This is a genomic window from Bradyrhizobium sp. WBAH42 (assembly GCF_024585265.1).
Taxonomy (GTDB): domain Bacteria; phylum Pseudomonadota; class Alphaproteobacteria; order Rhizobiales; family Xanthobacteraceae; genus Bradyrhizobium.
This window is the reverse complement of record NZ_CP036533.1, coordinates 6,453,069-6,470,528: the sequence shown is the minus strand read 5'-3', so window position 1 is coordinate 6,470,528 and position 17,460 is coordinate 6,453,069. Positions and strand designations below refer to the sequence as shown.

Below are 17,460 nucleotides of genomic sequence, written 5' to 3'. Positions count from 1 at the left end.
CGATGAGCGCTGCTTCCGACGTCGGCTACCATGCCCAGCGCAAGGCGCGCTGGCACTATGGCGAGATCGCCTTCTGGCTGATCGTGCTGGCCTGCGGTTTCGCATTTCCGTCGCGCTATCTGATCATGACCGACATCCTGCGCCTCGCGCTGTTCGCGATGTCGCTCGATCTCATCCTCGGCTATGCCGGCATCGTCTCGCTGGGCCATGCGGCGTTCTTCGGAGTCGGCGCCTATGCCGCGGGGCTGCTGGCGCTTCACGGCATCGTCAAGGAGCCCGTGCTGGCGCTGATCGTCGCCGGCCTTGCCGCCATGGTGCTCGGCTTCGCCACCAGCTTTCTGGTGATCCGCGGCGTCGACCTGACGCGCCTGATGGTGACGCTCGGCATCGCGCTGCTGCTGGAAGCGCTCGCCGAACGCTTCTCCAACATCACCGGCGGGACCGACGGCCTGCAGGGCATCGAGATGCAGCCGATCTTCGGCGAGATCCCGTTCGACATGTTCGGCAAGGCCGGCTTCTTCTATTCGCTAGCCGTGTTGTTCGTGCTGTTCCTGTTCGCCCGCCGCGTCGTGCATTCCCCGTTCGGCCTGTCGCTGCGCGCCATCAAGAACAATCCCCTGCGGGCCGCCGCCATTGGCGTTCCCGTCAACCGTCGCCTGATCGCGATCTATACGCTCGCCGCGTTCTATGCCGGCATTGCGGGGGCGCTGTTCACCCAGACGACCGCGATCGCCTCGCTCGACGTGTTCGCCTTCGAACGCTCGGCGGACCTGATGCTGGTGCTGGTCATCGGCGGCACCGGCTATCTCTATGGCGGGTTGATCGGCGCGGTGATCTTCCGCATGCTCCAGGAATTGTTCTCGACCATCACGCCGCAATACTGGCAGTTCTGGATCGGCCTCGTGCTGGTCGTGATCGTGCTGGTCGGCCGCCAGCGCCTGCATCGCTGGGTGCTGTATGTGCCGAACCTGATCATCAGGCAGAATGCGGGCCGCAAGGCGATCGTCGCCGTGCCGGAGAGCGATTCATGACCATCGCGCTGGAAACCCAGAATCTCGAAAAGCAGTTCGGCGGCCTGCGCGTCACCCGCGATCTGTCGCTGAAGGTCGAGCAGGGCGCCCGCCACGCGTTGATCGGCCCCAACGGTGCCGGCAAGACCACGGTCATCAACCAGCTCACCGGCGTGCTGAAGCCGAACTCGGGCCGCATCCTGCTCGAAGGCCAGGACATCACCGATCTGCCCGTGCACAAGCGCGTGCTGCGCGGTCTGTCACGCACCTTCCAGATCAACCAGCTCTACCCGGACCTGACCCCGCTCGAGACCATCGGGCTCGCGGTGTCTGAGCGTCTCGGCCATGGCGGCGACTGGTGGCGGCGCATGGGCACGCGCAGCGACGTCAATGGCGAGATCGCCGATCTGCTCTCCCGCTTCCACCTGCTCGACGTCATGAACGAAGAGACCGTGACGCTGCCCTACGGCAAGCAGCGGCTGCTCGAGATCGCGGTCGCCATTGCGGCCAAGCCGCGCGTGCTGCTGCTCGACGAGCCCGCCGCCGGCGTGCCCGAGAGCGAGCGCCACGATATTCTCGCCGTCGTCGGCAGCCTGCCGCGGGACGTCACTGTGCTCCTGATCGAGCACGACATGGACCTCGTGTTCTCGTTTGCCGATCGCATCTCGGTGCTGGTCTCGGGCGCGGTGCTGACCGAAGGTCCGCCCGAGCAAGTCGCGCGCGATCCGCAGGTGAAGGCCGTCTATCTCGGCGAGGAGGCGGTCAATGTCTGACCTGCTCGCGATCGATTCACTGCGGGCCGGCTACGGCGAGGCCGTGGTGTTGCCGAAGATGACGCTCCGCCTCGCCGAAGGACACGTGCTGGCGCTGCTCGGGCGCAACGGCACCGGGAAGACCACGCTGATCAATTCCATCGTCGGCGTGACGCGCCGCTTCGCCGGCTCCATTGCGCTTGCCGGCACCGACGTCACGGCGATGCGGCCCGACCAGCGGGCGCGCGCCGGCATCGGCTGGGTGCCGCAGGAGCGCAACATCTTCCGCTCGCTGACGGTGGAAGAGAACATGACCGCGGTGGCGCAGCCCGGCCCCTGGACGGTCGAGAAAGTCTACGAGATGTTTCCGCGGCTGAAGGAGCGGCGGAGCAATTTCGGCAACCAGCTCTCCGGCGGCGAGCAGCAGATGTTGGCGATCGGCCGCGCACTCACCCTCAATCCGAAAGTCCTGCTGCTGGACGAGCCGACCGAGGGCCTTGCGCCGATCATCGTCGAGGAACTCTTGAAGGCGATCGGGACCATCACCCGGTCCGGAGGTATTTGCTCGATCATCGTCGAGCAGAACGCCCAAAAGATTCTGGGGCTCGCCGACCGCGTTGTGATATTGGAGCGCGGAACGATCGTCCACGACGCTCCGAGCGCCGCGCTGAAGACCGACCCCTCTGTCTTGGAACGCCATCTCGGCGTCGCCGGGGCGAGGGCCCACTAAGATGTCCAGGGAGTGACACATGCAGCGAACCAAAGCCCCCTTCCGCGCCGACGAGGTCGGCAGCCTCCTGCGTCCCGCCAAGATCAAGGAAGCCCGTAGCCGGCTGGAGAAGGGCGAGATCTCGGCCGACGATCTGCGCAAGGTCGAGGACATGGAGATCGAGAAGGTCGTGCACAAGCAGGCCTCGATTGGGCTGAAGCTCGCGACCGACGGCGAATTCCGCCGCTCCTGGTGGCATTTCGATTTTCTGGCCAAGCTCACCGGCTGCGAGTTGTTTCATCCCGACACCGGCATCCAGTTCACGGGTGTGCAGACCCGTCACGATGCGGTCCGCGTTATCGGCAAGCTCGACTTTCCCGATAGTCACCCGATGCTGGACCACTTCCGCTTCCTGAAGAAGGTCGCCGACCAGGCCCACGTCACCGCCAAGATGACGATCCCTTCGCCGGCGGTGCTCCACTTCCGCGGCGGGCGCAAGTCGATCTCCAAGGACGTCTATCCCGATCTCGACGCTTTCTACGAAGATCTCGGCAAGACCTACCGCAAGGCCGTCAAGGCGTTCTACGACGCCGGCTGCCGCTATCTCCAGTTCGACGATACCGTCTGGGCCTATCTCTGCTCGCAGGACGAATTGCAGAAGGCGCGCGAGCGCGGTGATAACCCGGATGGCCTGCAGCAGATCTATGCCCGCATCATCAACTATGCGCTGGCGGAGAAGCCGGCCGACATGGTTGTGACCACGCATGTTTGCCGCGGCAATTTCCGCTCGACCTGGATTTCTTCGGGCGGCTACGAGCCTGTTGCCGAGACCATGCTCGCCGGCACCAATTACGACGGCTACTTCCTGGAATACGACAGCGATCGCGCCGGCGGCTTCGAGCCGCTGCGCTTCCTGCCCAAGGGCAACAAGGTCGTCGTGGTCGGCGTCATCACCTCGAAGTTCGGCGAGCTCGAGAAGAAGGACGACATCAAGCGCCGTCTGGAAGAAGCCGCCAAGTTTGCCCCGCTGGAGCAGCTCGCGCTGTCGCCGCAATGCGGCTTTGCCTCGACGGAAGAGGGCAACATCCTCTCCGAGGAGGAGCAGTGGGCCAAGCTCAGCCTTGCGGTCGAGATCGCGAAGGAAGTGTGGGGACAGTAAGTCTCCGCTTGCTCACTGTCATTCCCCGCGAAAGCGGGGAACCCAGTACGCCGCGGCCCATCGATCTAACCCACACTTGTCTCGGAGTACTGGATCGCCCGGTCAAGCCGGGCGATGACACCTGAGTGTTGGGCGAACAGCGCGGCGTTCAAAACCAGTCGCATTCTCGCCCTCACTTCTCCGCCAGATAGACCTCACCCAGCAGCGACGAATTCGACCACGGCACCTGCTTGTTCTTCGTGGTCGAGACCACCTCGGCCCGCACCCGCGTGAGCATCTGCTGCACCTCCAGCCCGGGCGTGCCGATATGGCGCGACAGGGCGGCGGAGAACGGGGAGTTGGCGCCTTCGCCGTCGAGCGCCACCTGGCCCGGCGCGGTGGCGAATGCGATCAGCGTGCCGGCCCCCAATGTTGCGCCGGTGCCGAGACTCGTCGGCGCGGCGAGGCCCGAGGCGCCCTCGATGCCGCGATTGTTTCCGGCAGATGCGACCTGCTGCGCCATCGGGTTGTTGCGGCAGGCATCGAAGATCAGGATGTTGGTGCGGACTTGGTCGTCGAGGCCGGCCATGATCGTGTCCATGTCGATCATCGCCTCCGTCAGGCTCGCGCCCGGCTTGAGCGCGACGTCGACCGGAATGAGATAGTTGCGGCCGTCGACCTGCACGCCATGGCCGGCATAATAGACCAATGCCACCTGCGCCCGGGCAGCCGCGCGAAGAAAGTCGCGCGTCATCTTCTGCATCGCGGCGCGATCGAGATCGACGCCCTCCGACACGCTGAAGCCGATGTCACGCAGGCTCTTGGCGACCGCCCGCGCATCGTTGGGTGGATTGGGCAGCGCCTTGACATGGGTATAGGCGCCGTTGCCGATCACCAGCGCCATGCGCGTGCCGCGGCCGGCCGGGGCCGGCGATGGTGTCGGTGCCGCGCCGGTCTGCTGCGGAGCAGGGGATGGCGACGGCTGCGTCGTCGGGGACGGCGCATCGCGCGGGATCGGCGCGGCCGGCTCCGTCAGCAGCGACAGGCGCACCTTTGCGGTGGCCTGGTTGGCCTTGCTGCCGGCGTCGGATGCCACGATCGCCAGCGTCGCCTTGTAGTCCTCGCCGGCACGGGCGTAGTCGCCCTTGGCTTCATAGGCCAGCGCGCGATGGATGTAGCCGGAGATCAGCACGCTGTTGGGCGGCGTCATGATGTTGACCGGAGGCTTCTCCTTGGCGAGCCGGATCGCCTCGCTGCCGTCGGCGATGGCGCGATCGAGATCGCCCTTGGCGCGCCAGATCGCGGTGCGGTTGATCAGTGGCTGCGGCAGCGAGGGATCGAGCCGGATCGCCTGGTTGATGTCGGCGAGCGCGCCGTCGAGATCTCCGAGCGCTTCCTTGGAGATGCCGCGGTTCTGGAACGAGAACGCCGATTTCGGATCGGCCTTGATCGCCATGTCGTAGTCGGCGATCGCCTTGGCATAATCGTGCTTGCCGCGCCAGGCGTTGCCCCGATTGTGGAAGATGGTGCCGCTGGGCGAGCCGAGCTTCAGCGCATCGTCGAAATCGCTGATCGCGATCTCGTACTCGCCTTTGTCGTAATAGGCCGATCCCCGCAGATTGTGGGCCGCCTGGCTCGGCTTCAGTCGGATCGCTTCCGTCGCATCGGCGATGACCTTGGCGTAATCGCCCTTCTTGTTCCAGCCCACCGCGCGCCAGAAATGGACGGTGGCGAGTTGCTCGCCCTTGAAGACCTTCAGCGCGATGATCTTGGTGCAGGCGTCGACCATCTTGTCCGCCGGCGTGGTCTCGGTGGTGCAGAGCGGGCCGAGCTGGTTGCGCGGCTGGGCCACCGCCGGCACGGACCAGTGCGCGAGGATGAGCAGGCTGAGCGTGACGAGGAGGCGGCGCATGGTGGTGGTCTCATGCGAGAGGAGAAGCGCTTGTTTGTTGCCCGGCGAGGTGCAGGGGTTCACCGCACCAGGTGAGCATCGGGCTCTCGCCTCCGCTATTCCCTGAGTGGGCAGAATTTGCTAAGACGCTGGTCCCAACCTTCCTGCCCACTGACATCCCACTCATGAAGAACGACGAAATCCTGAGCCAGATCACCGACTTCTGCCGCAAGGCGGACATGGCGGAATCGACGTTCGGCCGGCGCGCGGTGAACGATGGGAAGCTGGTGCATCGCCTGCGCGAGGGAAAGCGCATTACCATCGACACGCTGGAGCGGATCCAGGCCTATATGGCCGCATCGATGGCCGGCGGCGTGCCGCCGCCGCGGGGACTTCAGGTGCCCCCCGAGAAGCGCGATCCGCGCGGCAATTTCCGCTTCTTCGAGAACCGCCAGAAATACCTGCTGTTCGTCCACACCTGCAGCGAAAAGCGGGTGATCGCTGACCGCGTCGCGCTGGAGCTTGCCTCGATCCATCCGCGCCCGCCGGCGCTGCGCCTGTTCGACGCCGGCGTCGGCGACGGCACGGTGCTGGCGCGGGTGCTGCGCGCCACGCACCAGCGCTTTCCGCACATGCCGTTCTACGTCGCGGGCAAGGAGCTCAGCCTGGAGGATTTGCGGCTGACGCTGGAGAAGGTGCCGGACCGCATTTTCGAGCATCCGGCGTCGGTGTTCGTGTTCACCAACATGTTCTATGCGGAGGCGCCTTGGCTGACGCCGGCTTCGCCTGCTGCGGCGGCGGCCACTGTCTGGCACGAGGTGCCGCTCCGCGGCGCTTCGTCGGGCGAGTTCGAGCAGCAGATCGCGGAGCTGAGGCCTTTTCTGGAGCAGAACTGGCGCGCTGCAATCAGCCCACGCACGGCCATGCCGCTCTACGAGCGGCCGGTCGTCCTCGTGCTCTATCGCGAGGACCACAGGTTCCTGCTCGATTCGACCATTCCGCGGCCGGGCCAGACTGAGGCGAATTTCGACCTCGTCATCGCATCCCAGCCCTACCGGGCCCTGTCATCGGTCAATTTCCGGGCCAAGCGGATCATTGCACCGCTGGCACGGGCGCTTCGGCCGGGCGGCAGGCTGATCGGAATCCACTCCCATGGGCAGGATCCGGGCATGGAAATGATCCAGGCGATCTGGCCTGGAGAAAATCCTTTCTCGGTCAGCCGTCATGAGCTACTGCGTGCAGTTAAGTATGAACTTGGATCGGTGGGCCGCGACTTAAATTTTAATGCATACGCGGATAACCGTTCGATCTTCAGGTATGATATGGAAGCGCTGCCCAACGAGGTCACCGGCACCATCGGGACCTCGACGGCCTTTGCAGCGTGGAATGCGGCGGTGTATGTCGCTCAGATTGAGGACGACCGATTGACAGAAATGACTCAAAACGGCCGCACTCTGGATGCCGCCAGGGACGTGCTGCGAAAGTACAATGGGCTCTGGTTTCTCGACGAATCCTACGTCATCTCGCGTCGGCGTGATTGACATCACCAAAAGTAAACATCGCAAACGCCCGCCTAGCGGCGGAACAAGGGGTTACTGATGCGCGCGTCCTATCTCTTCACCAGCGAGTCCGTGTCCGAGGGCCATCCGGACAAGGTCTGTGACCGGATCTCCGATGAGATCGTCGACCTGTTCTACCGTGAAGGGCCGAAGGCGGGCATCGACCCCTGGCAGATCCGCGCCGCCTGCGAGACGCTCGCGACCACCAACAAGGTGGTGATCGCCGGTGAGACCCGCGGCCCGAAGTCGGTGACCAACGAGCAGATCGAGAGCGTCGTGCGCGGCGCGATCAAGGACATCGGCTACGAGCAGGAAGGCTTCCACTGGAAGACCTGCGACATCGAGATCCTCCTGCATCCGCAGTCGGCCGACATTGCCCAGGGCGTCGACGCGCTGCAGCCGGGCGAGGTCAAGGAAGAAGGCGCGGGCGACCAGGGCATCATGTTCGGCTACGCCACCAACGAGACGCCCGATCTGATGCCGGCGCCGATCTTCTACGCCCACAAGATCCTGCGCCTGATCTCCGAAGCCCGTCACTCCGGCAAGGAGAAGGTGCTGGGTCCGGACTCCAAGAGCCAGGTCACCGTGCAGTACGAGAACGGCAAGCCGGTCGGCGTGCGCGAGATCGTGGTCTCGCACCAGCATCTGGTCCCGGACCTCACCTCGAACCAGGTCCGCGAGATCGTCGAGCCCTATGTGCGCGAGGCGCTGCCGAAGGACTGGATCACCCCGAAGACGATCTGGCACATCAACCCGACCGGCAAGTTCTACATCGGCGGTCCCGACGGCGATTCCGGCCTGACCGGCCGCAAGATCATCGTCGACACCTATGGCGGCGCGGCCCCGCATGGCGGCGGCGCGTTCTCCGGCAAGGATCCGACCAAGGTCGACCGCTCGGCGGCCTATGCCGCGCGCTACGTCGCCAAGAACATCGTTGCCGCCGGTCTTGCCGACCGCTGCACCCTGCAGCTTGCCTACGCCATCGGCGTGGCGCGTCCGCTGTCGATCTACATCGACACCCACGGCACCGGTAAGGTTTCGGAAGACCAACTCGAGAAGGCCGCTGCCAAGGCGATGGACCTCACCCCGCGCGGCATCCGGACCCATCTCGATCTCAACCGGCCGATCTACGCGCGCACCTCGGCCTACGGCCATTTCGGCCGCACGCCCGATAACGAGGGCGGCTTCTCCTGGGAGAAGACCGACCTCGTCGAGCAGCTCAAGCGCGCGCTCTAGCGCCCTTACCTCGCCCCGCTTGCGGGGAGAGGTCGCCGCGAAGCGGCGGGTGAGGGGACTCTCCGCAAGCTCGGTGCTTGGATAGAGCCCCTCACCCCAGCCCTCTCCCCGTAAGAACGGGGAGAGGGAGAATGGTGCCACATAGCGTTCAGCTTGCTTTGGTACTGACACGCCAGCCCTCACTGATTAGGAAACAGACATGAACGCGAAGCCCGGCTTCACCGATTACATCGTCAAGGACATTTCGCTCGCCGAGTTCGGCCGCAAGGAGCTCTCGCTGGCCGAGACCGAGATGCCCGGCCTGATGGCCACCCGCGAGGAGTACGGTCCGAAGCAGCCGCTGAAGGGCGCGCGCATCGCCGGCTCGCTGCACATGACGATCCAGACCGGCGTGCTGATCGAGACGCTCGCCGCGCTCGGCGCCGACATCCGCTGGGTCTCCTGCAACATCTATTCGACGCAGGATCATGCTGCCGCTGCGATCGCCGCCGCCGGCATTCCCGTCTTCGCCGTCAAGGGTGAGACGCTGAAGGATTACTGGGACTACACCGCAAAGCTGTTCGACTGGCACGGCGGCGGTCATCCGAACATGATCCTCGACGACGGCGGCGACGCCACCATGTATGTCCATCTCGGTCTGCGCGCCGAGAACGGCGACACCGCCTTCCTCGACAAGCCCGGCTCCGAGGAAGAGGAAGTCTTCTTCGCGCTTCTGAAGAAGCAGCTCAAGGAAAAGCCGAAGGGCTACTTCGCCGGGATCGCCAACAGCATCAAGGGCGTGTCCGAGGAGACCACGACGGGCGTGCATCGCCTCTACGACATGCAGAAGGCGGGCACGCTGCTGTGGCCGGCCATCAACGTCAACGACAGCGTCACCAAGTCGAAGTTCGACAACCTCTATGGCTGCCGTGAATCGCTGGTCGACGGCATCCGCCGCGGCACCGACGTGATGCTGTCGGGCAAGGTCGCGATGGTCGCCGGCTTCGGCGACGTCGGCAAGGGCTCGGCCGCCTCGCTGCGCCAGGCCGGCTGCCGCGTCATGGTGTCGGAAGTCGATCCGATCTGCGCGCTGCAGGCCGCGATGGAAGGCTACGAGGTGGTGACCATGGAAGACGCCGCGCCGCGCGCCGACATCTTCGTCACCGCCACCGGCAACAAGGACATCATCACCATCGAGCACATGCGCGCGATGAAGGATCGCGCCATCGTCTGCAACATCGGCCACTTCGACAACGAGATCCAGATCGCGTCTCTGCGCAATCTGAAGTGGACCAACATCAAGCCGCAGGTCGACGAGATCGAATTCCCCGACAAGCACCGCATCATCCTGCTGTCGGAAGGCCGCCTCGTGAACCTTGGCAACGCGATGGGCCATCCGTCCTTCGTGATGTCGGCGTCCTTCACCAACCAGACGCTGGCGCAGATCGAGCTGTTCGCCAACAACAAGGACGGCAAGTACGAGAAGAAGGTCTACGTGCTGCCCAAGACCCTCGACGAGAAGGTCGCCCGCCTGCACCTCTCCAAGATCGGCGTCAAGCTCACCGAGCTGCGCAAGGACCAGGCCGACTATATCGGCGTGAAGCAGGAAGGTCCGTACAAGTCGGACCATTACCGGTACTGAGATCGCACGCATTTGCGATAAAAGGCCCCGGAGCAATCCGGGGCCTTTTTTATTATCCGGCTGTCTGATACCCTTCAGGTAGAGCCAAAACAAGCCTGCCACTTTTGCAGCGGGCGGCCATTTCCGTACGCGTATTGTCAGATACCGAAAGCATTATGGAGGAATGCGATGTCCAATGAAGCCGCGAATGTCCACATCCTGAAAGAGGCGTATCGGCTCTGGCATGAAAGTCGTGGGGGCAGCGTCGATCACTGGTTTGACGCCGTCGTCGCCCCGAACGTCAATTTTGCATCGGTGCCGCGGGGTGTCGCGCCGCTCGATTTCGCCAAGCAGTATCGCGACAGCAAGGAATTGCGCGAATACTTCGACCGGCTGCTTTCCGAATGGACCATGCAGCACTACACGATCGACGAGTATATCGCGCAAGGAGACGCAGTCGTCGCACGCGGCTCGACGGCCTGGACCAACAAGAAGACGGGCAAGACCGCCGAGACGCCGAAGATCGATTACTGGCGGTTCAAGGACGGTAAAGCCGTTGAGTTCTACGAGTATTTCGATACGGCGTGTGTGGTCGCTGCAGCGACCTGACGGTTGCAATTTGGCGCGGCGCTGCCATCCTGTGACAGGAGAAACGCCATGGCCGAAACCAAAGAACATTTCGACGTGCTGATCGTCGGTGCCGGCCTGTCCGGTATCGGTGCCGGCTATCATCTGCAGACCAAGTGTCCAGGCAAGAGCTACGTCATCCTCGAGGGACGCGACTGCATCGGCGGCACCTGGGACCTGTTTCGCTATCCCGGTATCCGCTCCGACAGCGACATGTTCACGCTCGGCTATTCGTTCAAGCCGTGGACCGATCCGAAGGCGATCGCCGACGGGCCCCAGATCCTGAACTATGTGCGCGAGACTGCCAGCGAGAACGGCATCGACAAGCCCATCCACTTCCACCACCGTGTCAAGCGTGCGGCGTGGTCGACGCCGGATGCGCGGTGGACCGTCGAGGCCGAGCGCATCACGGGCGAGGGCGCGGCCGAGCTGGTGTGCTTCACCTGCAATTTCCTGTTTCTGTGCTCGGGCTATTACAAATACGAGGCGGGCTACACGCCGGAGTTCAAGGGTGCCGCTGATTTCGCCGGCCGCATCGTGCATCCGCAGAAATGGACCGAGGACATCGACTACGCGGGCAAGTGTGTCGTCGTGATCGGCTCGGGTGCGACAGCGGTGACGCTGGTGCCGGAGCTCGCCAAGAAGGCGGCGCAGGTCACCATGTTGCAGCGTTCGCCGACCTATGTGGTGTCGCGGCCGGCGCAGGATCCCGTGGCCAACAAGCTGCGCCGCAACCTGCCGGCGCAGCTTGCCTATCACCTGATCCGCTGGCGCAACGTGATGTGGGGGATGTTCTTCTTCCAGCTCAGCCGGCGCCGGCCGGCGAAGGTGAAGGACCTCATCCTCAAAGGCGTGCAGATGGCGCTCGGCCCGGACTACGACGTCGCGACCCATTTCACGCCGCGCTACAATCCCTGGGATCAGCGGCTGTGCCTGGTGCCCGACGGCGACCTCTTCAAGGCGATCCGCGAGCAGCGCGCCAGCGTCGTCACCAGCGAGATCGACACCTTCACGCATGAGGGCATCCGCCTGAAGGACGGCCGCGAACTCGCCGCCGACATCATCGTGACGGCGACCGGGCTTGTGCTCCAGGTCGTCGGCGGCCTCGAGGTCAGCGTCGACGGCCGCTCCGTCGATTTCGCCAACACGCTGACCTACAAGGGCATGATGTATGCCGATGTGCCGAACATGGCCTCCGCCTTCGGCTACACCAACGCGTCCTGGACGCTGAAATGCGACCTCACCTGCGAATATGTCTGCCGCCTCATCAACTACATGGACCGGCACAATTTCCGCCAGTGCATGCCGCACAATGACGATTCCACCATCACCGCGCAGCCTTCGCTCGATTTCACCTCAGGCTACGTGCAGCGCTCGATCGCCAAAATGCCGAAGCAGGGCTCGAAGCGGCCGTGGCGCCTCCACCAGAACTACGCGCTCGACATCGTCTCCTTGCGCTTCGGCCGGATCGACGACGGCGTGATGCAGTATTCCTGAACTTGCTAAGTAGGATGCCGGGATTGCCTCGCGTTCGCTTGAGACGAATCGCGACTTGCGGTAGTATTTTTGCGCTGCAAGAAAATTTCCGACAACGTCTGAGTTCCGCGTCGTTGCCGTCTTAAGGGGAGCGCGGGACATGCACGTCCTTGCCCTGGTCACGCAAAAAGGCGGAAGCGGCAAGAGTACGCTGTCCGTTGGACTGGCGGTGGCAGCAACGCAGTGCGCTGAGCGCGTCGCTCTCATTGAGGCGGACGCGCAAGGTACGATCTCGAAATGGAAAGAGCGCCGCGATCATCCCTATCCCCGCGTCGAGCGCGTTACCGATCCTGCCGAGATCGATCCGTTGATCACGCGCCTGAAGGCCGAAGGCGTCTGGCTTGCCATCATCGACACAGCTGCCACGACCAACAGCCTGGCGTTGCGCGTCATCGCCTGCGCGGATCTCTGTCTCATCCCGGCGCGCCCAAGCCCGGCCGACATCGAAGCCGCAATCCCTACACTGATCGCCATTCGCAGGCTCAACCGCCGATTTGCCTTCATCCTCAATCAGACGCCGACGCGGGGGTGCCGGCTGAGCGAAGCTGCCACATCGCTAAGCTCGCTCGGCATGCTTGCGCTCCCGTTTATTGCGCAGCGTAACGATCACCAGGATGCGCTCGGAGCAGGGTTGGGCGTGACGGAGTTCGCGCCTGCGGGCAAAGCTTCGGGCGAAATTGTATGTTTGTGGGGTTGGATCGCGGCGCACTTGGCCGAGGAGTCGGACGATTATGGGAAAGGCGCGCTCAAAGCTGCCTGCTGACGTTGGACGCACCGGGCGTCGCTCGCTGCTGGAACTGGCGGCGGAAGTGAGCCGTGCGGTCGACGAGGGCTTGGCCATGCCGCCGGGCCCAGTCGCCGTCTTCCCCCAGGAAGCGCCGCGGATCGCGCAAGAAGCGCCTGCTCCGATGATTGTTCCGGCACAAGAAGCGGCCAGCGCCATCGTTGCAAGACCTGAACCTCCGAGCAGGACCACCACTGATCTCATCGTGGACATGGCCAAGGAGTATCAAGCCCGCGCCTTGGACGGCATGAGCGCTACGCTCGACTACGCCAACGACCTCGCAAAGTCACGGCTGGCCAGTGTGAGTTCAGAGGCCAATGGAACCGTTGTCGCGGAAAGCGATCTCATCGACGCGATTGGAACGGCAGCCGAGTGTCGCACCGTCGTGCTCGAACTGATGAAGATCAACGCGGGCGCGACCTTGGAGTATGCGCGGGAGCTAGGCCGTGCAAAAACGCTGGCGGAGTTGGTTGAGCTGTCGGGCACGCATGCGCGAAAGCAATGTGAGTTGGTCCTGAGGCAAACCGAGTTGCTGAGGTCGCTTGCTCAAAGCATGACAAAGCCCAGTGCCAGGTGATGCCGCGGGCCTCGACGTGTCGCTTCGTATCTGCACTGGTCATGTCATCCTCTTGCGCGGACGGCGCCCGGATCATCCTGTCTGGCTGGCGCGGCGGCGCCGGAATTCCTGAACGGGCAGGCCGCCCCAGCCCCAATTGTCGGTGTCAACTTCCTCGATCACGACAAAGGTGGCCTCGAGCGGCTTGCCGAGAACGTCGCGCAGCAGCTCGCTCGATCCCTTGATCAGCGCCGCCTTCTCCTCCACGGTAACCGACGCCGCTCCCGGCGTCGTTCCCTCGCGGGTCACTTGAATGGTGACGATGGGCATTGTCGTTCTCCTCCTCTCAGTGGCCGGCGCTCTGGCCGCCGTCGACATGCAGGATCTCGCCGGTGACGAAGGAAGCGCCCTCGAGATAGAGCACGGCATCGACGATGTCGGACATCTCGCCCATGTGGCCCACGGGATGCATCGCGCCGTACTGCGCATGCGTCGCGACGGCGTGCATCGGCGACTTGATGATCCCGGGCGACACCGCGTTCACGCGAATGCCACGCCTGGCGTATTCGATCGCGAGCGACTTGGTCGCGGCGTTCAGCCCGCCCTTGCTCAGCGAGGCCAGCACCGAGGGCACGTTCGAATTGGCCTGATCGACCAGTGTGGTCGTGATCTGGACGACATGGCCGGACCCTTGCTTCTCCATCTCGGCGATGGCGAGCTGGGTGATGTGGAAGAAGCCGGCGACGTTGGTGCCCATCACGGCCGCATAGTCTTCGGCCGTGTACTGCGTGAACGGCTTGGCGACGAAGATGCCGGCATTATTGACCAGCGTGTCGACGCGGCCGAAGCGGGCGACGGCCTGCGAGACCACACGCTCGGCGGTGGCTCGGTCGGCGATGTCGCCGGCAATGGCGAGGACGTCTTCGTCGCTCGACGGTTTGACGGAGCGCGCCGTTGCGACGACGCGGTAGTTGCGATCGCGAAAGCCCTGAACCAGGGCGGCGCCGATACCCTGCGATGCACCGGTGATGATGGCGACCTTCTGCTCGATACCCATGACGGACTCCTGTTTTTGGCTTGAAAACCTGCGCCAGCGGCGGGCTGGCTTGGGCGTTGAGGTACGCTGCGGCGGCTTACTTGCGAATATCCGCTGCCCGGCAGACACTCTTTCGCAGCGCGAACGAATGCCGGACCGATCCTTGCGGAGGTTGTCGCAGCCGACGCAAACGCCTAGCTTTCAGCCGAAATCTCAGGGGGCTGCGGCGAGCGCATGGATCGTCTGGACGCGATGAAGGTGTTCGTCCTTGCGGTGGACGAGGGGAGCCTCGCTGCCGCGGGCCGTAAGCTCGGCCGCTCGCCGGCAGCCGTCAGCCGTGCCATCGCCTTTCTGGAAGAGCGGGTCGGCGCCGAGCTGCTGCACCGAACGACACGCTCGATCAAGCTGAGCGAGGAGGGCGAGCGCTATGTCGCGGTCTGCCGCCGCGTGCTCACCGAGCTGGAGGAAGCCGAGGACATCGCGGCCGGACCGCGCACGGCACCGCGTGGTCTGCTCACGATCACCGCTCCGGTGGTCTCGGGAGAGATGGTGCTGCGGCCGATCCTCGACGCGTTTCTCGACGCCTATCCGACCGTGTCGGCAAAACTCCTGCTGTTCGACCGTGCGGTCAATCTGATCGAGGAAGGCGTCGATATCGCGCTTCGCATCGGTCCGCTGGCGGACTCGGCGATGGTGGCGATGCGGGTCGGCGGGATCAGTCGCGTTGTGGTGGCCGCTCCCCGTTACCTGAAACAGCATCCGCGCATCACTGAGCTGGGTGATCTCGCCAAGCACCAGATCGTCGCGATGGCGCACCTGCCGAATTCCTGGACCTTTGCGCCGCAGGCGGGCTCGTCGGCGCCGCGCACCGTGCAGTTCACCCCGCGGCTCGTCGTCAACAGCACCTATGCGGCAGTGGCCTCCACTGTGGCCGGGCGCGGCGTGGCGCGGATGTATTCGTACCAGGTGGCCGAGCAGGTCGCGCGCGGCGAGCTCGAGATCCTGCTTGCCGGCGACAAGGATCCGGAGATGCCTGCGCATCTGATCTGTCCGCAGGGCCGGCTTTCGGTGCCCAAGGTGCGCGCCTTCACCGACTTCGCCGTGCCCCGGCTGAAGAAGCAGTTCGCGCTGCTGAAGCAGAGCATCAAGGCGCGCTGAGCCGCTTCACGCCTGCGCAATGCGTTGTTTTGCGTATACGGCGGGGCGGCTGAATCGGCGACGCTTCCACAACGGTTAACGCCGATTTAACGGATGAGTCCTAGCCTGTCTCGGCCGGGGTTACTCGCAAGGTCGAGGTGAGCCCAATGGAAGCCCAGAGAACAGCGGTCGACGCCGTCGTCGCGCTGACCGATTGCGACCGCGACGCCGTCATCGCCTTCATCCGCCGGCTCTACCTCGCCGGCGTCACCGACCCCAAGCGCCTGACCTTCAAGGGCCTGCAGGCGCTGTCGCGGGCCTGATTCGGCTCGTTTCGGCCAGTTTGACCCTAATTCCGTCCCCTTGCTCTCTCCGGCGTGATTGCAACCCACCGGCGAATATCTTGCCGCTCAGGCGGGGTCGGGCTACACGACACCCCGGCTGGATCACTTGGGATTGGGGAAATGCTGAAACAGCTTTTTGCGCCGCAGCTCGTCATTTTGTATGTGCTTGCCGCCTCGACGATTTACGTTCACTTCCGCGGCAAGCAGCGGCTGCGCTTCGCGCGCCAGCTCGGCGACCACTCGACCTATCTCGCGCCGTACAACGTGCTGATGTACGCCGGCTCGGCAGTGCCGAACAGGCCGGTGATCTCGGTCGATCAGTTTCCGGAGCTCAAACCCCTCAGCGATAACTGGGAGACCATCCGCGACGAGGCCGTGCGCCTGTTCGACGAAGGCTTCATCCGCGCGGCGGCGAAGAACAACGATTGGGGCTTCTACTCGTTCTTCAAGAGCGGCTGGAAGCGATTTTACCTGAAATGGTACGACGACTTCCTGCCGTCGGCCAACACGCTGTGCCCGAAGACGGTGGAGCTGCTCAAATCGATCCCGAGCGTGCATGGCGCCATGTTCGCGATGCTGCCGCCAGGCGGCAAGTTAGGGGCGCATCGTGATCCCTTCGCGGGCTCGCTGCGCTATCACCTCGGCCTGGTCACGCCGAACTCGAACAAGTGCCGGATCCTCGTCGACGGTGTCGAATGCGTCTGGCGCGACGGCGAAGCCTTCATGTTCGACGAGACCTTCATCCACAGCGCCGAGAATGCGACCGACGTCAACCGCATCATCCTGTTCTGCGACGTCGAGCGCCCGATGAAGTACGGCTTCATGACCGCGATCAACCGCTGGGTCAGCCATCACATCGTCAAGGCGTCGGCGACCCAGAACGTCGACGGTGAGAATGTCGGCGTGCTCAACAAGGTGTTCGGCAAGCTCTACGAGATCCACCTCGCCAGCCGCAAGGTGAAGGAGTGGAACCGCAACGTCTACTACACGCTGAAATACTCGCTGACGGCGCTGATCCTCGGCCTCATCGTGATGTCGGCGATCAGGTGATCGGCGCGTCGCGATGAGTTGCTTGCCGACCGCGAACGCAGAGATCACGCAGGTCTTCTGCGAGTGGCTGGAGACCTTCGCGGGCTATGTCCGCGAGGTCGACTACGCCTCGGCGCGGCCGCTCTTCCATCCCGACGTGCTCGCCTTCGGTACCCATAACGACGTCATCCCCGGCCTCGATCAATGGGTCAAGACGCAATGGGACAACGTCTGGCCGAAGACGACCGACTTCCGCTTCGTCCTCGATCAGACGTCCGTTCTGGTATCACCGGACGGCATGATGGCAACCGTGATCGCGCCGTGGACGAGCACGGGCTATCATCCCGATGGCAGCACGTTTGCGCGCCCCGGCCGCGCGACGATGGTGTTTTCGAAAAATGGCGATGGCTGGCTGTGCGTGCATTCGCACATGTCGCTCAATCGCGGTGTACCGCAGGTAAGCCATGCCAATCGGCCGGTGAAGGCCTGGTAGCTCCCGTAGGGTGGATTAGCGAA

At 64.0% G+C, this 17,460-nt stretch carries 18 protein-coding genes; 15 read left to right on the top strand and 3 right to left on the bottom strand.

Annotation, left to right across the window (positions count from 1 at the left end; all coding sequences use genetic code 11):
• Window positions 1–2: 2 nt before the first annotated feature.
• From DCG74_RS30570 to DCG74_RS30555, 4 genes are read left to right on the top strand one after another with little or no spacing between them, the layout of a single operon-like run.
• Window positions 3–1,031 (top strand): branched-chain amino acid ABC transporter permease, encoded by a 1,029-nt coding sequence (locus tag DCG74_RS30570; protein ID WP_172785324.1) that lies wholly within the window; start codon window positions 3–5, stop codon window positions 1,029–1,031.
• Window positions 1,028–1,783 (top strand): ABC transporter ATP-binding protein, encoded by a 756-nt coding sequence (locus DCG74_RS30565; RefSeq protein ID WP_172785323.1) that lies wholly within the window; start codon window positions 1,028–1,030, stop codon window positions 1,781–1,783. The genes DCG74_RS30570 and DCG74_RS30565 overlap by 4 nt, the downstream gene beginning before the upstream one ends.
• Window positions 1,776–2,492 carry an ABC transporter ATP-binding protein gene (locus tag DCG74_RS30560; protein ID WP_172785322.1) on the top strand — a complete coding sequence of 239 codons (717 nt, stop codon included), beginning with the start codon at window positions 1,776–1,778 and terminating at the stop codon, window positions 2,490–2,492. Before DCG74_RS30565 ends, DCG74_RS30560 begins: the two co-directional genes overlap by 8 nt.
• A 19-nt stretch (window positions 2,493–2,511) precedes the next feature.
• The gene (locus DCG74_RS30555; RefSeq protein WP_172785321.1) at window positions 2,512–3,630 is read left to right on the top strand and encodes a cobalamin-independent methionine synthase II family protein; all 1,119 of its coding nucleotides are present in this window, start codon (window positions 2,512–2,514) and stop codon (window positions 3,628–3,630) included.
• A gap of 172 nt (window positions 3,631–3,802) precedes the next feature.
• Here DCG74_RS30555 and DCG74_RS30550 read toward each other — a convergent pair whose 3' ends face one another.
• A complete protein-coding gene (locus DCG74_RS30550; RefSeq protein WP_172785320.1) occupies window positions 3,803–5,521 on the bottom strand; it encodes a caspase family protein in 1,719 nt (572 codons plus the stop codon).
• Between the two features lie 164 nt (window positions 5,522–5,685).
• Here DCG74_RS30550 and DCG74_RS30545 point away from each other — a divergent pair, with 164 nt between their 5' ends.
• From DCG74_RS30545 to DCG74_RS30515, 7 genes are all read left to right on the top strand, one after another.
• On the top strand, window positions 5,686–7,041 hold the full coding sequence (locus tag DCG74_RS30545; RefSeq protein ID WP_057028724.1) for a hypothetical protein: 1,356 nt from the start codon (window positions 5,686–5,688) through the stop codon (window positions 7,039–7,041).
• A 57-nt stretch (window positions 7,042–7,098) separates the two neighbouring features.
• Window positions 7,099–8,295, top strand: coding sequence for a methionine adenosyltransferase (metK, locus tag DCG74_RS30540; RefSeq protein ID WP_172785319.1), 1,197 nt, complete (start codon window positions 7,099–7,101; stop codon window positions 8,293–8,295).
• A 199-nt stretch (window positions 8,296–8,494) separates the two neighbouring features.
• Window positions 8,495–9,916: an adenosylhomocysteinase gene (gene ahcY, locus DCG74_RS30535; RefSeq protein ID WP_172785318.1), complete on the top strand. Its 1,422-nt coding sequence runs from the start codon at window positions 8,495–8,497 to the stop codon at window positions 9,914–9,916.
• Window positions 9,917–10,084: 168 nt separating this feature from the next.
• Entirely contained in the window at window positions 10,085–10,504 is a 420-nt protein-coding gene (locus DCG74_RS30530; RefSeq protein WP_172785317.1) for a nuclear transport factor 2 family protein, read from the top strand.
• A gap of 48 nt (window positions 10,505–10,552) precedes the next feature.
• Window positions 10,553–12,019, top strand: a complete 1,467-nt coding sequence (locus DCG74_RS30525; protein ID WP_172785316.1) for an NAD(P)/FAD-dependent oxidoreductase — start codon at window positions 10,553–10,555, stop codon at window positions 12,017–12,019.
• 139 nt (window positions 12,020–12,158) lie between these two features.
• Window positions 12,159–12,821: a ParA family protein gene (locus DCG74_RS30520; RefSeq protein WP_172785315.1), complete on the top strand. Its 663-nt coding sequence runs from the start codon at window positions 12,159–12,161 to the stop codon at window positions 12,819–12,821.
• A complete protein-coding gene (locus tag DCG74_RS30515; RefSeq protein ID WP_172785314.1) occupies window positions 12,790–13,419 on the top strand; it encodes a phasin family protein in 630 nt (209 codons plus the stop codon). Before DCG74_RS30520 ends, DCG74_RS30515 begins: the two co-directional genes overlap by 32 nt.
• A 72-nt stretch (window positions 13,420–13,491) precedes the next feature.
• Here the strand turns inward: DCG74_RS30515 and DCG74_RS30510 are convergent, their stop codons facing one another.
• On the bottom strand, window positions 13,492–13,728 hold the full coding sequence (locus DCG74_RS30510) for a 4-oxalocrotonate tautomerase family protein (RefSeq protein ID WP_172785313.1): 237 nt from the start codon (window positions 13,726–13,728) through the stop codon (window positions 13,492–13,494).
• Window positions 13,729–13,744: 16 nt separating this feature from the next.
• The gene (locus DCG74_RS30505) at window positions 13,745–14,455 is read right to left on the bottom strand and encodes an SDR family NAD(P)-dependent oxidoreductase (RefSeq protein WP_172785312.1); all 711 of its coding nucleotides are present in this window, start codon (window positions 14,453–14,455) and stop codon (window positions 13,745–13,747) included.
• Between the two features lie 213 nt (window positions 14,456–14,668).
• On the opposite strand from DCG74_RS30505, the gene DCG74_RS30500 reads away from it, so the two are divergent.
• The 4 genes from DCG74_RS30500 to DCG74_RS30485 all read left to right on the top strand — a co-directional run bounded on the left by DCG74_RS30500 (window position 14,669) and on the right by DCG74_RS30485 (window position 17,437).
• Window positions 14,669–15,592: a LysR family transcriptional regulator gene (locus tag DCG74_RS30500; protein WP_172785311.1), complete on the top strand. Its 924-nt coding sequence runs from the start codon at window positions 14,669–14,671 to the stop codon at window positions 15,590–15,592.
• 146 nt (window positions 15,593–15,738) lie between these two features.
• Entirely contained in the window at window positions 15,739–15,894 is a 156-nt protein-coding gene (locus DCG74_RS30495; protein WP_172785310.1) for a hypothetical protein, read from the top strand.
• A 141-nt stretch (window positions 15,895–16,035) separates the two neighbouring features.
• Window positions 16,036–16,965 carry an aspartyl/asparaginyl beta-hydroxylase domain-containing protein gene (locus tag DCG74_RS30490; RefSeq protein WP_172785309.1) on the top strand — a complete coding sequence of 310 codons (930 nt, stop codon included), beginning with the start codon at window positions 16,036–16,038 and terminating at the stop codon, window positions 16,963–16,965.
• A gap of 13 nt (window positions 16,966–16,978) precedes the next feature.
• Window positions 16,979–17,437, top strand: a complete 459-nt coding sequence (locus DCG74_RS30485) for a nuclear transport factor 2 family protein (protein WP_172785308.1) — start codon at window positions 16,979–16,981, stop codon at window positions 17,435–17,437.
• Window positions 17,438–17,460 lie beyond the last annotated feature (23 nt).

Excerpts from the sequence above, each read along its gene's own strand:
- DCG74_RS30570 (WP_172785324.1), top strand. The coding sequence starts at position 3 with ATGAGCGCTGCTTCCGACGTCGGCTACCATGCCCAGCGCAAGGCGCGC.
- DCG74_RS30565 (WP_172785323.1), top strand. The coding sequence starts at position 1,028 with ATGACCATCGCGCTGGAAACCCAGAATCTCGAAAAGCAGTTCGGCGGC.
- DCG74_RS30560 (WP_172785322.1), top strand. The coding sequence starts at position 1,776 with ATGTCTGACCTGCTCGCGATCGATTCACTGCGGGCCGGCTACGGCGAG.
- DCG74_RS30555 (WP_172785321.1), top strand. The coding sequence starts at position 2,512 with ATGCAGCGAACCAAAGCCCCCTTCCGCGCCGACGAGGTCGGCAGCCTC.
- DCG74_RS30550 (WP_172785320.1), bottom strand. The coding sequence starts at position 5,521 with ATGCGCCGCCTCCTCGTCACGCTCAGCCTGCTCATCCTCGCGCACTGG.
- DCG74_RS30545 (WP_057028724.1), top strand. The coding sequence starts at position 5,686 with ATGAAGAACGACGAAATCCTGAGCCAGATCACCGACTTCTGCCGCAAG.
- metK (WP_172785319.1), top strand. The coding sequence starts at position 7,099 with ATGCGCGCGTCCTATCTCTTCACCAGCGAGTCCGTGTCCGAGGGCCAT.
- ahcY (WP_172785318.1), top strand. The coding sequence starts at position 8,495 with ATGAACGCGAAGCCCGGCTTCACCGATTACATCGTCAAGGACATTTCG.
- DCG74_RS30530 (WP_172785317.1), top strand. The coding sequence starts at position 10,085 with ATGTCCAATGAAGCCGCGAATGTCCACATCCTGAAAGAGGCGTATCGG.
- DCG74_RS30525 (WP_172785316.1), top strand. The coding sequence starts at position 10,553 with ATGGCCGAAACCAAAGAACATTTCGACGTGCTGATCGTCGGTGCCGGC.
- DCG74_RS30520 (WP_172785315.1), top strand. The coding sequence starts at position 12,159 with ATGCACGTCCTTGCCCTGGTCACGCAAAAAGGCGGAAGCGGCAAGAGT.
- DCG74_RS30515 (WP_172785314.1), top strand. The coding sequence starts at position 12,790 with ATGGGAAAGGCGCGCTCAAAGCTGCCTGCTGACGTTGGACGCACCGGG.
- DCG74_RS30510 (WP_172785313.1), bottom strand. The coding sequence starts at position 13,728 with ATGCCCATCGTCACCATTCAAGTGACCCGCGAGGGAACGACGCCGGGA.
- DCG74_RS30505 (WP_172785312.1), bottom strand. The coding sequence starts at position 14,455 with ATGGGTATCGAGCAGAAGGTCGCCATCATCACCGGTGCATCGCAGGGT.
- DCG74_RS30500 (WP_172785311.1), top strand. The coding sequence starts at position 14,669 with ATGGATCGTCTGGACGCGATGAAGGTGTTCGTCCTTGCGGTGGACGAG.
- DCG74_RS30495 (WP_172785310.1), top strand. The coding sequence starts at position 15,739 with ATGGAAGCCCAGAGAACAGCGGTCGACGCCGTCGTCGCGCTGACCGAT.
- DCG74_RS30490 (WP_172785309.1), top strand. The coding sequence starts at position 16,036 with ATGCTGAAACAGCTTTTTGCGCCGCAGCTCGTCATTTTGTATGTGCTT.
- DCG74_RS30485 (WP_172785308.1), top strand. The coding sequence starts at position 16,979 with ATGAGTTGCTTGCCGACCGCGAACGCAGAGATCACGCAGGTCTTCTGC.